General features: G+C 64.2%; 7 protein-coding genes. 4 read left to right on the plus strand and 3 right to left on the minus strand.

Going from position 1 to position 13,700, the window contains the following annotated elements; translation table 11 throughout:
- Nucleotides 1–61: 61 nt before the first annotated feature.
- Nucleotides 62–1,018, minus strand: coding sequence for a LysR family transcriptional regulator (locus ACVWY5_RS27140; RefSeq protein ID WP_063616531.1), 957 nt, complete (start codon nt 1,016–1,018; stop codon nt 62–64).
- A 115-nt stretch (nt 1,019–1,133) separates the two neighbouring features.
- Between ACVWY5_RS27140 and ACVWY5_RS27145 the strand changes: the two genes are divergently transcribed.
- The gene (locus ACVWY5_RS27145; RefSeq protein ID WP_051376031.1) at nt 1,134–2,072 is read left to right on the plus strand and encodes an MBL fold metallo-hydrolase; all 939 of its coding nucleotides are present in this window, start codon (nt 1,134–1,136) and stop codon (nt 2,070–2,072) included.
- A gap of 239 nt (nt 2,073–2,311) precedes the next feature.
- On the opposite strand, the gene ACVWY5_RS27150 is transcribed toward ACVWY5_RS27145, so the two are convergent.
- Together ACVWY5_RS27150 and malQ are read right to left on the minus strand one after the other, a co-directional pair.
- Entirely contained in the window at nt 2,312–4,120 is a 1,809-nt protein-coding gene (locus tag ACVWY5_RS27150) for a glycoside hydrolase family 15 protein (RefSeq protein WP_028332686.1), read from the minus strand.
- A gap of 18 nt (nt 4,121–4,138) precedes the next feature.
- Nucleotides 4,139–6,085 carry a 4-alpha-glucanotransferase gene (malQ, locus tag ACVWY5_RS27155; protein WP_028332687.1) on the minus strand — a complete coding sequence of 649 codons (1,947 nt, stop codon included), beginning with the start codon at nt 6,083–6,085 and terminating at the stop codon, nt 4,139–4,141.
- 203 nt (nt 6,086–6,288) lie between these two features.
- Between malQ and ACVWY5_RS27160 the strand changes: the two genes are divergently transcribed.
- The 3 genes from ACVWY5_RS27160 to glgB are packed head-to-tail and all read left to right on the plus strand — an operon-like array spanning nt 6,289 to nt 13,698.
- The gene (locus ACVWY5_RS27160; RefSeq protein WP_028332688.1) at nt 6,289–8,238 is read left to right on the plus strand and encodes an alpha-1,4-glucan--maltose-1-phosphate maltosyltransferase; all 1,950 of its coding nucleotides are present in this window, start codon (nt 6,289–6,291) and stop codon (nt 8,236–8,238) included.
- Between the two features lie 10 nt (nt 8,239–8,248).
- On the plus strand, nt 8,249–11,554 hold the full coding sequence (treS, locus tag ACVWY5_RS27165) for a maltose alpha-D-glucosyltransferase (protein WP_028332689.1): 3,306 nt from the start codon (nt 8,249–8,251) through the stop codon (nt 11,552–11,554).
- Nucleotides 11,551–13,698, plus strand: a complete 2,148-nt coding sequence (gene glgB, locus ACVWY5_RS27170) for a 1,4-alpha-glucan branching protein GlgB (RefSeq protein WP_028332690.1) — start codon at nt 11,551–11,553, stop codon at nt 13,696–13,698. Before treS ends, glgB begins: the two co-directional genes overlap by 4 nt.
- The last annotated feature ends 2 nt before the right edge of the window (nt 13,699–13,700 follow it).

Raw genomic sequence — 13,700 nt, forward strand, 5'->3', positions numbered from 1 at the left:
TGCAAACCTGGTCCGGCCGGCATATCGTAGCCACTCCTTCCTGAATCTCTCGCCCGAACGTTTAGGGTGAGCCTTCCCATTTCCTGGCTTTCTTTGGGATTATTGGTGTCGCCATTCGGAGCTTCTGCGCGCCTTGGCGCTTTCTCAGATCAGCAAACTCTTGGCGAAGCAGGTCCAAGACGGTTCTGACCTTGGGCAGGTCCGCCGTGCGCTTGTGGCAGATGATCGTGAGTTCCGCGCGTAGCGAGGTTGGAAGCACGAGCTCTAGCTCTACGAGTTCGCCTGGTCGTTTGAGCCGATGGGAGGTCTTCAGAAGGATCATCGCGCCGACACCGGCTTGGCAGGCCGCGACCTGCACGCTGTAATCGTCAGACGCAAAGGCGGGACGAAAATTCGGAATCCTGGCAGCGAACTCCGGATTGGGGCTCACCATCTCGAGTGCTCCGGCCCATGAGATCCAATCGAGGTCACGCAAATCATATTTCGCAGGCAGTCTCCGTGCGTAGTCCCTGCTCGCGTAGGCGCCGATCGGAACGACAACTTCATCGACTGTGATGAGATCGGGATCATCCGAAGGATATCTCCTGAGCGCGATATCTGCTTCGCCGCGCGAGAGGTTCAGCCGTTCGGTGCTGGCGAGAACTTCGAGAGTGATCTGTGGATGTCCTCTCTTGAGCTTTTCCGCCATTGGAGCCAGGAAATCAAAGGCGAACGATGGAGCCGCCGTGATGCGCACGCGGCCGCTCACGGGCGAATTCTTCGCATCGAGCGCACGGGTAGCTTCAGTCGCCCATTGCGCCATGCCTTGGGCTGCCGGAAGCAACCTTGCCCCGGTTTTCGTCAAGGTGATGCCCTGATTCTTGCGGACGAAAAGCGGCTCGCCGAGCGAGTACTCCATCTCTGCAATCCGCCGGCTCAAGGTGGGTTGGCTCGCCTTGAGGCGACGCGCCGCCGCGCTCAGACTCCCGGCGTCGGCCACGGCGAGAAAGATCCGCAAGTCGTCCCATTGAAGGTCCAAATTCGCTCTCCCTGGCTCGTGTCCGGCCATTCATTTCTGTATGGCCATATAGGAATTTAGACAATTGCTATTCTCACTGTCCACGGCAAAAAGCGGCAGCAGAAAGAGGAAGATCATGCTCCGTAAGTTAGGACAGTGGTTCATTGGTTCGCTTGCCGTCATCGCGCTTTCCGCGTGCGCACAGACGTCCCATCCATCGACGTCTGCCAGCCTCGGCAAGCCGGTCAGATCATCGGTTATGGAGGCGTTGATAGACAAGCCGGGACCGATCGAGGTCAAGACAATCGCCAGCGCAGATTGGGTCGCCGATCTGTCCGGGCTGATCAACCTGAAGGACCCCCAAGCCATTCAAGCGGGGCTCAAAGATCACGAGGAGCCGATCCAGATCTACACACATCTCGTGCGGCATCCGACGCAAGGATTCTATATGGTCGATACCGGCGTTTCGAAGCGGTTTGTCGAGGACCCCAAGAGCTTGGGAGTTGGATGGGTTGTGCGTAACTTCGCCAAGCTCGACAAGATGCAAGTCCGGGAAGACACCTTATCGGCCATCAAATCGGAAGCGGCTCCCCTCAAAGGGGTGCTCATGACCCATCTTCATCTCGATCACATCTCCGGGATGTCAGACATCCCAAAAGATGTGCCGTTTTACACAGGTCCCGGAGAAGCTGCGGAGAAGAAGATCGAGAACTTCTTTGTCGAGGGGATGGAAGATGTCTTCTTTGAAGGCAGACCCGCGATTCAAGAGTTTCAGTTCACTGGGGATCCGGATGGGAAGTTCGAAGGCGTAATCGACGTCTTCGGTGACGGTTCGTTGTTTGCAATCCTGACCCCCGGACATACTGCTGGCCATGTCTCGTATCTTGCTCGCACTCCGTCCGGTCCAGTGCTCCTCACCGGCGACGCTTGCCATACCCGCTGGGGCTGGGAGCACGGTGTCGAACCTGGCAGCTTTACATACGACCGGGAAGAGGAGCGGAAGAGTTTACTTGCGTTGAAGGCCCTGAGTGAACGTCATCCGCAGATGATTGTGAAGTTAGGTCATCAGCCTTGAGTGCTTTACATGTCGTGAGCCACGCCAATGTGCGGCGCTTGCACGATTTCGGAATATTGGAAATGTACCCCTGAGTTGCCCGACGTGTCAAGCGGCCTTGTCGCACGCCGGCAGCCGCCGGCTCCTTTGCATGGGGTTGTTTTCGATATTTTGGCCGCACGCGGCTGCGGCGGCCTGCAAGCAGGAGAGAGGGAGGCAGCATCGCCGCGGCCGCAGGTTCAATTTCACTTCATCGCGCCTTAAGTCGAACGCTGCACCGCAGGCTTCTCGGCGTCGGCCCTGGCAGCGCTGAGATTGTGCGCGGTGTTGATCAACGCGATATGGGTCAGCGCCTGCGGGAAATTGCCGGTCTGCCGGCCGGCGCCGGAATCGAACTCCTCGGCCAACAGTCCGAGATCGTTGGCGACCGCGACCACGCGGTCGAACATGGTCTGCGCCTTGTCGACATCTCCTGCCAGCACATGGGCGTCGGCTAGCCACAGGCTGCAGGCCAGGAACGCGCCCTCGATCGGCTGGACCTCATCGGACACCTCGCGCGGATCGTGCCGCAGCACGAAGCCGTCGCGCATCATGTGCCGCTCGACCGCGTCGATCGTGCCGCGGATGCGCGGATCGCCCGGCGGCAGGAAGCCGACCGACGGCAGCAGCAGCAGGCTGGCGTCGAGCAGCTTTGAGCCATAGCTCTCGACGAAACTGTTGAGGTCAGGGTCGAAGCCCCGTTGGCAGATGTCGCGATGGATGGCCTCGCGCAGCACCCGCCATTTGACCAGCGGCCCCTTGAAGCCGAACCGCTCCGCGCTCTTGATGGCGCGGTCGAAGGCGACCCAGCACATCACCTTGGAGAACACGTAGTGTCTGGGAGTGCCGCGGCGTTCCCAGATGCCGTGATCCGGCTGATCCCAGACATCGGCGAGGTGGGTGACGACGGTGCACTCGAGCGACCAGTTCTCTTCGTCGAGCTTCAGCTTGGCCATGCGGGACTGATGGAAGGCGTCGATCAACTCGCCATAGACGTCGAGCTGAAGCTGCGCATGCGCGGCGTTGCCGGCGCGTACCGGCTGCGCCCCTTCGTAGCCGGACAGCCATCCGGCCTCCCATTCCAGGAGGCGCCGCTGGCCCAGGATGCCGTACATGATCTGCATGTTGGCCGGCGCGCCGGCTGCGGCCCGCAGCAGCCAGTTGTGCCAGGCTGCCGCTTCCTCGGTGTAGCCCGAATTCATCAGGGCCAGCAGCGTAAAGGTGGCGTCGCGCAGCCAGCAGAACCGGTAGTCCCAATTGCGCGCGCCGCCGAGCTTTTCCGGCAACGACGTGGTGGGTGCCGCGACGATGCCGCCGGTCGGCCTGAAGGTCAGCGCCTTCAGCGTGATCAGCGAGCGCATCACGAGGGCGCGCTGATAGCTGCCGTCATAGGTCGAACGGCTGCACCATTCCCGCCAATATTCCTCGGTGTCCTTCAGCGCAGCCTCAGGGTCGATCGGCTCCGGCACCGGGTGATAGGACGGTCCATAGGTCAGGACGAACGGCACGGTGTCGCCCTCGCCGACCTCGAAATCGGCGAACGTGGTCAGATCCTTGCCGCGGGTTTCGACCGGCGTGCGCAGCACGGTCATGTCCTGCCCGCTGATCGCCAGAAGTCCGTCGCCATCCGGATTCTTTCGCACCCAGGGGACATCGACGCCGAAGCCGAAGCGGATCACCAGCTCCATGTGCATCTTGACGCGGCCGCTGATGCCGCGAACGAGGCGGACCACATCGGAGGCGTTGCCACGCGGCGGCATGAAGTCGATCAGCGCGACCGCGCCGCCTTCCGCCTCGAACCGGGTCTCCAGGATCAGCGTATCGTCCCAGTAGCGCCGCGAGGTCTGCTTGATCTCGCCAGCGGGTGCCAGCAGCCAGCGGCCATTCCTCGACGTGCCGAGCAGCGCCGCGAAGCAGGGGTCGGAATCGAACGCGGGCCAACACAGCCAGTCGATCGAGCCGTCGCGGCCGACCAGCGCGGCGGTCTCGCAATCTCCGATCAGTCCATAGTCTTCGATACGAGAGGCCACGCGCTGCGCTCCGCGTTGTCAGGTGTGCGAGCGCTCGCGGGTCGCGTGCTTGAGGGCGTCGACGTCGATTGCCGACGCGAGATGCTCGATCGAGACCGGGAGCCGCTGCTTCCAGTTCGGATGCTCGTAGACGGTGCCGGGAATGTTCGGCTGCTCGACAATGCCGAGCAGGTCCTCCATCGACACCGCCATCATCCGCGACCGCGTCCGCGCCAGGAAGCTCGCCACCGAATAGAAATCGTTCGCGTGGATGTCGTGCCGGCGCAGCACGTCGTCGAGCTGGCCGAGCGCGCGCCAGCGCCCCTCGTCGGTCTCGCCGGGATCGATCCCGAGCGCACGCTTGGTCTTGAGGTCGCTGAACGAGCGCCAGCCCGCATAGGTCGAGAGGTCGTGGGTGTTGAAGGTCACCAGCGCATTCGGCAGATAGTAGTCGGCGTTGCGGAAGACGCCCTGGTCGTCGGTCTCGAACATCATCACGAGATAGGACCAGATGCCCCAGCCGTTCATCTGCTCGCGGAACCCGGGAGGTACAGTGCCGAGGTCCTCGCCGATCACGACGCAGCGGCTCGCCACGCTCTCCTGCGCGGTCGCCGCCAGCAGCGCCTCGAACGGCATCAGCACATAGGCGCCATTGGCCGGGCCGAAGCCGCGCGGCACCAGATAGAGCCGCTTAAGCCCGAACGCGTGGTCGAGCCTGATTGCGCCGGCGTGGTGCATCGAGGCGCGCAGCATCTGCCTGAACGGCTCGAACGAGCGCTGTTCAAGACCCGCGGCATTGAAGCCGGCAAGCCCCCAGTCCTGGCCCGCCGTGTTGAGCGGGTCCGGCGGCGCGCCGACGCCGAGATGGCGCGAGATCGCGATCTGCTCATTCCAGGCGTCGAACCCGTCCGACTGCACGCCGACGGCAACGTCGAGATAAAGCCCGACCCGCATGCCGAGCTTGTGCGCAAGCGCCTGGCAGGCGCCGAGTTGACGGTCCGCGGTCCATTGCACGAATTCGACGAACTCGACCTCAGCGGCAGAGTCGCGCGAGCGGCGCAATCTGGCACAAGCTGCATCGCTCGGCTGCCGCCATTCGTCCGGCCATTCCCACCACGGCGTGTTGAATTTGTGCCGCATCACCTCGAAGCAGGCGAAGCGCGACAGCAGCGTGCCCTGCTCGTTGCGATAGGCCTCGAAGTCCTGCCAGCGGCCGAGGCCGGGATTGGCCTTGAAGGCCGCGAACGCCGCGCGCAGCGCGGGCCATTTCTGCGCCGCGACGCCGACATAGTCGACCATATCGTGGCTGCGGAGCGGTGCCAGCGCGGCCTTGGTCTCGGCATCGACACGGAATTCGGGAATCTGCTCGACGTCGATGTAGAGCGCATTGAGGAACAGCCGGCTGTTCGGCGAGTACGGGCTGCAATCGCCGGGCCGATCGTCGAACAGCGTATGCAGCGGATTGAGCCCGACGCCGTCGGCGCCGAGCCGGTGGGCGAGTTCGAGCAGGTGCTGCAGATCGGTGAAGTCACCGATGCCCCAGTTGCGCGCTGACCGCACGCCGTAGAGCTGCACCGCGATCACCCAGCAGCGGTCGAACTCGCCGCCGAACGCGCCCAGCGGCGCCACCAGCAGCGGCAGCTCCTCGCTGCCAGATGCGTCGGATAGCTGCAACCGGTGCACGCCTTCGGGCAGACCCGACGGCCACGTCACACTTCGCTCGCGCGCCTCGCCCTGGGCGAGCACCCCGGTGCCATTCGCAAGCTTCCATTGCACCGGGAGCCGGGCAGCCTCCGAGAGCTGCGTTTGCGCAGCCTGGCCGGCTCTGACCACCACGGGATCGGCGATGATCCGACGGGGCGCCTGCGGCGGCAGCGCGTCGAGGATCGCCGTGAGCGCCTCGGGGGTTGTCACACGGCGGTGACCGCTGCCATCGATATACTCGGTCTGGATTCCCAGGGTCTGGGCTTTGGCGTAAAGGTCCATTCGGCACGCTGCCTGCTCGCAACGGTTGGTGGATCGTTGCTAAATTGTACAGATACGGGAAAGGGATAGTTGATGTTCAACGCTCTACCCTATCCGGCGTTCCCACCGGGAACCATTGCCCGGCGAGCGGCTTTCTATATGGGTCTGGCGCGCCTCCTTCCCGGCGCCGGGACGTCATTTGCATTTTTAATGGCGGCATCACCGTGAACAAAACCCTCCGGCCTGTCGAGAGTGCCCATGGCACTTTTCATATCACCGATGTCTATCCGTCGGTTGATGGCGGCCGCTTTCCGGTCAAGCGCATTGTGGGCGAACCTGTCGAGGTGTGGGCCGACATCTACCGTGCCGGACATGACGTGATATCGGCGGCATTGGTGTGGCGGCGCGAGGACGACAGCGAATGGCAGGTGTCGCCGATGACGGCGCACAGCGATGACCGCTGGGGCGGCGCTTTCGTGCCCGACCGGCCCGGCCGCTACGCCTTCGCGATCGAGGCCTGGACCGATGAATTCGCCAGCTGGCGGCATCGCTTCGAGCAGAAGCCGCGCGACGGCAGCGATCACACGCTGGACGCGCTCGAGGGCGCGGGCATGCTGACCCAGGCGCAGGCCGGCAGCCCGGCGGCGGCGGCCGTCATCATCAGGCAGTGCGAAATCTTTCTGCAGACCGGCGAACCAGGTGCGCTGCTCGCGCCCGAATTGCGGGAGGCGATGGCCGGCAGCCAGTTTCGCCGCGATCTGATGCGATCGCAGCTCTACGCGCTGACCGCGGACCGCCCGCGGGCGCGCAGCGGCGCATGGTACCAGATGTTTCCGCGCAGCCAGGGCAAGACACCGGGCATGCATGCAACCTTCAACGACTGCATCGCGCGGCTTCCCGACATCGCCGCGATGGGCTTTGACGTCGTCCTGCTCGCGCCGATCCACCCGATCGGCCGGCAGCACCGCAAGGGCCGCAACAATGCCACGACCGCGCAGGCGGGCGATCCCGGCAGCCCCTATGCGATCGGCGCAGCCGAGGGCGGCCACGACGCCGTGCATCCGGAACTCGGCACGCTCGACGACTTCCGCGCCTTCGTGGCGGCAAGCCAGGCGCATGGCCTCGAGGTCGCGCTCGATTTCGCCGTGCAGTGCTCCCCCGATCATCCCTGGCTGACCGAGCACCCAGAGTGGTTCAAGCGGCGCCCGGACGGATCGATGCGCACGGCCGAGCATCCCCCGCAGCGCTGGGACGATGTCGTCAACCCGGATTTCGGGTCCGAGAATGCCGCTGCGCTGTGGCGCGCGCTGCGCGACGTCGTGCTGTTCTGGGTCGAACAGGGCGTCAGGATCTTCCGGGTCGACAATCCGCACACCAAGCCGCTGGCGTTCTGGGAGTGGCTGATCCGCGAGGTGCGGGACCGCGACGCGGACGTGCTGTTCCTTGCGGAAGCCTTCGCGCGCCCGAAACTGATGAAGGGCCTCGCCAAACTCGGCTTCACACAGTCCTACAGCTATTTCACCTGGCGGACGCAGCGCTTCGAGCTCGAACAATATCTCGGCGAGTTGGCCTCCTATCCCGAGCGTGACTTCTTTCGGCCGAATTTCTTCGTCAACACACCGGACGTCCTGCCCTTCCACCTGCAAAGCGGCGAATCCTGGATGTACAAGTCGCGTCTCGCGCTCGCCGCGACGCTTTCAAGCAGCTATGGCATTTACAGCGGCTTCGAATTGCTCGAACACACGCCGGTCCCCGGCCGCGAGGAATATCTCAACTCCGAGAAGTACGAGATCAGGGTACGCAACTGGGAGCAGCCGGGGAACATCAAGCCCTATATCGCAGCTCTCAACCGGATCAGACGCGGCAATCCGGCCCTGCAACAATTCGCCAATTTGCGCTTTATCAGTGTCGATGACGGCGGCGTGATCGGCTTCATCAAGGAGGCGGTCGATCAGGGCAATGTGATCGCGGCCGCGATTGCATTGTCAGCCGAGCTGCGTGAGGTCTGGCTGCCGCTCGGCGACGTCATGGTCGGCCGTGGCGATGCCCGCCGCCCCGTCTCGGCAGTGGAAGACCTTGTCACCGGAGAGCGCCACGCGCTCGAATGGGGAGGCATCCGTCTACGTATAGATCCTGCGCGCGATCCCGCGTTGCTGCTGCGCTGTGTCGCCTGAAGGAGCCGTCATGAACGTATTCTCCTCCGTCAATACCCAGGAGAAGGTCGCAACCGAGACTGCGGACCAGCTGTGGTACAAGGACGCGATCATTTACCAGCTGCATGTCAAGGCATTTGCCGACAGCAACAATGACGGCATCGGCGACTTCGCGGGGCTGACGGAGAAACTCGGCTATCTGCAGGAGCTCGGCGTCACCGCGCTGTGGCTGTTGCCGTTCTATCCCTCGCCCGGCCGCGACGACGGCTACGACATCGGCGACTATGGCGACATCAATCCCGATTTCGGGACGATGAAGGACTTCAAGCGCTTTATCCAGGAGGCCAAGAAGCGCGGCCTGCGCGTCATCACCGAGCTCGTCGTCAACCACACCTCGGACCAGCATGCGTGGTTCAAGCGCGCGCGCCGCAGCCCGCCGAATTCGAGCGCGCGCAGCTGGTACGTCTGGAGCGACACCGACCAGAAATACCTCGATACAAGGATCATCTTTACCGATACGGAGAAGTCGAACTGGACCTGGGATCCGGAGGCCGGCCAGTTCTACTGGCACCGCTTCTTCTCGCACCAGCCGGACCTGAATTTCGACAATCCGCGCGTGGTGCGCGCCATCGTGCAGGTGATGAAGCGCTGGCTCGACACCGGCGTCGACGGCTTTCGGCTCGACGCCATTCCCTATCTGTGCGAGCGCGACGGCACCAACAACGAGAACCTGCCGGAGACGCATGCCATCATCAAGCGGCTGCGCCAGGAGCTCGACGCCTATGCCAAGGGCAAGATCCTGCTGGCCGAAGCCAATCAATGGCCGGAGGACGTGCAGGAATATTTCGGCCATGGCGACGAATGCCACATGGCCTATCACTTCCCGCTGATGCCGCGCATCTACATGGCGATCGCCCAGGAAGACCGCTTTCCGATCACCGACATCCTGCGGCAGACGCCCGACATTCCCGCCGCTGCGCAGTGGGCGCTGTTCCTGCGCAATCACGACGAGCTGACGCTGGAAATGGTCACCGACGTCGAGCGCGACTATCTGTGGTCGACCTACGCCAACGATCCGCGCGCCCGCATCAATGTCGGCATCCGCCGCCGCCTTGCGCCGCTGATGGACAACGACCGGCGCAAGATCGAACTGATGAACTCGCTGCTGCTGTCGTTCCCGGGCACGCCGATCATCTATTACGGCGACGAGATCGGCATGGGCGACAACATCTATCTCGGCGACCGCAATGGCGTGCGGACGCCGATGCAGTGGTCGCCGGACCGCAACGGCGGCTTCTCGCGCGCCGATCCAGCACGGCTCTACGCGCCGATGATCATGGACCCGGTCTACGGCTATGAATCCGTCAATGTCGAGGCGCAGTCGCGCAGCCTGTCGTCGCTGCTGTCGGCGACCAAGCGGCTGATCGCGGTGCGCAAGTCGACGCTCGCCTTCGGGCGCGGCACCATGACCTTCATCCGCCCGGAGAACCGCTCGGTGCTGGCCTATGTGCGCCAGTACCAGGGCGAGGCGATCCTGTGCGTCGCCAATCTGTCGCGGTCGGCGCAGGCTACCGAGCTCGACCTCTCCGCCTTCAAGGACCGCATTCCGCTGGAGATGCTCGGGCGCACGCGCTTTCCCGCGATCGGCGAGCTGCCCTACATGATCACGCTCGCGCCGTACGGCTTCTACTGGTTCCAGCTGCAGGAGCGCGACAAGTCCGAGCCGGTGACGCCGCGCGCGGTGCCGGAATTCGAGACGCTGGTGGTGCCGCTGAATTCGACCTGGATGTCGTTGGCGCGCACCCGCGGCGTGTTCGAGCACGACGTGCTGCCCGGCCACCTCGCCCGCACGCGCTGGTATCCGGAACGATCCGCGAGCGCGATCCAGCCGATGCTGGTCGCCGCGATCCCGTTCTGCGACATCGGCGACAACCGGCCGTGGCTCGCCTTCTTCGAGACCACGCAGCGCGGCACCACCAGCCGCTACGTGCTGCCGATGCAGATCGAGTGGGTGCGCTTCGACCGCGAGCGCTACAATCCGCGCGCATTCGCCGCCGTACGCCAGGGCGCGCGCGAGGGCACCTTGCTCGATGTCGCCACCGACCAGATCTTCACCGGCCTGTTCCTGCGCAACCTGCGGGAAAACCTCACGGTCGACGAAGGTGAGCAAGGCCTCAAGCTCGAATTCCGGCCGACCAGCCGCTTCTCCGACCGGCCGGTGCGGCAGCCCGAGCGCATCCGGGTCTTCGAGAACGACCAGCCGCATTCGACCGCGCTGGTCGACAACGAATATGTCACCAAGATCTACCGCAAGCTCGAGGTCGGCATCAATCCGGAAATCGAGATGGGCCGCTTCCTCACCGAGGTGGTCAACTTTCCGAATACCCCTGCCTTGCTTGGCACCGCCGAGCTGATCGAGGGCGACAAGCGCAGCGCCATCGCCGTCCTGCATGCGATGGTCGTCAACCAGGGCGACCTCTGGACCATCGCAGGCGCACACCTCGACCGCCTGGTCGAACGGCAGCGCCTGCTGACAGTGAGCGAGCACCCCGTGGAGAACGGCGACCAGGCCACCTATCTGCGCCACATGTCGCATAGCGGAAAGCGGCTCGCCGAGCTGCATCTGGCGCTCGCCAGCAACCGCGACCTGCCGGACTTCGCGCCCGAGCCGACCAAGCCCGACGACCTGCAGCGCTGGGCCGACGAGATCATGGCGCGAGCCGAGCGCGTGTTCGATACGCTGAAGCAGCGGCGCGGCTCCCTGAAGGAGGCCGACCGGCTGCTGGCCGATCAGTTGCAGGCCCAGCACGACACGCTGCCGGAGCGGCTCAAGGCACTGCTGCCGCGCGAGACCGACGGCTTCAACATCCGCCATCACGGCGACCTGCATCTCGGTCAGTTGCTGGTGGTCAAGGACGACGTCTTCATCATCGATTTCGACGGCGGACCGGGCCGCACCATCGCCGAGCGGCGGCGCAAGGCACCGCCGGCGCGCGACGTCGCCGGCCTGATCCGTTCGATCGACTATGCGGCGACCGCCGCGCTGGAACGCACGCTCAAGGTCTCCCCCGACGAGAGCGGCCGGTTGAGCCTCGCCTTGGCCGAATGGCGCGACCAGGCCGCGGATACCCTGCTGGCGGCCTATCGCGAGACGGTGGCCGGCCAGCGGCTGTGGCCCGCCGACGCCAAGACGGCCGATCGCCTGCTCAATTTTTTCCTGCTTGAGAAAGCCTTCTATGAGATCGAGTATGAGCTGGCCAACCGGCCGGATTGGCTGCGGGTGCCGCTCACCGGCCTGCTGAGGATCCTGGCGCAACAGCCGCATGAGGTTGCATGAGCAAACTGCCCGCCGAGGCCTATGCCATCATCGAGGGCCGCCACTCCGACCCCTTCCACTATCTCGGGCTTCACCCCGAGGGGGATCGCAACGTCGTGCGCGCCTTCCTGCCCGATGCCAGCAATGTCGAGGCGATCGGCGAGCATGGCGAGACCGCACAGCTGGCGCGGATCCATGACGCCGGCCTGTTCGCAGGCCCCCTGCCGAACGGCTCGACGCGCTACCAGCTCCGCGCCCGCTTCGGTGACAACGTAGTCGAGCTGGAGGATGCCTACCGCTTTCCGCCGATCCTGAGCGATTTCGATCTCTATCTGCTCGGCGAAGGCACCCATCAGCGCGTCTACGACACGCTCGGCGCCCATCCGATGACGCTCGACGGCGTCGACGGCATCGGCTTCGTGGTGCTGGCGCCGAATGCGCGCCGGGTCAGCGTGGTCGGCGACTTCAACTTCTGGGATGGCCGCCGCCACCCGATGCGGGTGCGCGGTGCAGGATACTGGGAGCTGTTCATCCCGCGCGCGCGGGTCGGCGATCACTACAAGTTCGAGATCATCGGGCGCAACGGCCAGCATCTGCCGCTGAAGTCCGATCCCCTGGCGTTCGCCGCCGAGGTGCGCCCGAAGACTGCCTCGATCGTGATCGACGAGCGCAAGATCCCGCATCCGCGCCCGGCGCCGGATCGCGTCAACGCGCTGAGCTCGCCGATGTCGATCTACGAGGTCCATCTCGGATCGTGGCGGCGCAAGGGCCGCAACGAGTGGCTGACCTATCGCGAGATGGCGGAGCAGCTGCCGGCCTATGCCAGCGACATGGGCTTTACCCATGTCGAATTCCTGCCGATATCAGAGCATCCGTTCGACGGCTCCTGGGGCTACCAGCCGACCGGCATGTTCGCGCCGACCAGCCGCTTCGGCTCGCCGGACGATTTTGCCGCGCTGATCGACGCCTGCCACGGCGCAGGGCTCGCCGTGCTGCTCGACTGGGTGCCCGGGCATTTCCCCGACGATCCGCACGGGCTCGGCAATTTCGACGGCACCGCGCTCTACGAGCACGCCAATCCGCTGCAGGGCCGTCACCTCGATTGGGGTACGCTGATCTACAATTACGGGCGCACCGAGATCACCAACTTCCTGGTGTCGAATGCGCTGTTCTGGCTTGATCGCTATGGCATCGACGGGCTGCGCGTCGATGCCGTCGCCTCCATGCTCTATCTCGACTACAGCCGTCCCGCCGGCGGCTGGATCCCGAACAAATATGGCGGCCGGGAAAACATCGAGGCGATCGACTTCCTGCGCCGCTTCAACACCGAATTGTTCGCGCATTTTCCGCAGGCGACGACGGCGGCGGAGGAATCCACCGCATGGCCGCAGGTGTCGCGTCCCGTCGAATATGGCGGGCTCGGCTTCGGCTACAAGTGGAACATGGGCTGGATGCACGACACGCTGAAATATATCGGCAAGGACCCGATCCACCGCAAATACCATCACGGCGACATCCTGTTCGGCCTGCACTACGCCTTCTCGGAGAACTTCATCCTGCCGCTGTCCCACGACGAGGTCGTGCACGGCAAGCGCTCGATCCTCGGCCGCATGCCCGGCGACGACTGGCAGCGCTTTGCCAATCTGCGCGCCTATTACAGCTTCATGTTCGGCCACCCCGGCAAGAAGCTGATGTTCATGGGCTGCGAGTTCGGCCAGGAACGCGAGTGGAATCACGACTATTCGATCGATTGGCATCTGCTGCAACAACCGAAGCACAGCGGCATCCAGAACCTGGTCCGCGACCTCAACCGGCTCTATCGCGCGCTGCCGGCGCTGCACGAGCTCGACTGCGACCAGGCCGGCTTCGAGTGGGTCATCACCGACGATGCCAACAACAATGTGTTCGCCTGGATCCGCAAGGGCAATGATGCGCGCGCACGCTGCCTCGTGATCGCGAACTTCTCACCCAGCGTCTACCGCGACTATCGCGTCCGGGTGCCCTTCGCGGGCAAGTGGCACGAGGTGTTCAACTCGGATTCCGCACATTACGGCGGCACCAATGTCGGCAATGTCGGCGAGGTGCGCGCATCGGAGGACGCCACGCCCGAACTGAGCCTGACCATTCCGCCGCTGGCTGCGATCTTCCTCGTACCGGAAAGCTGATT

Source organism: Bradyrhizobium sp. USDA 3256 (genome assembly GCF_054058275.1).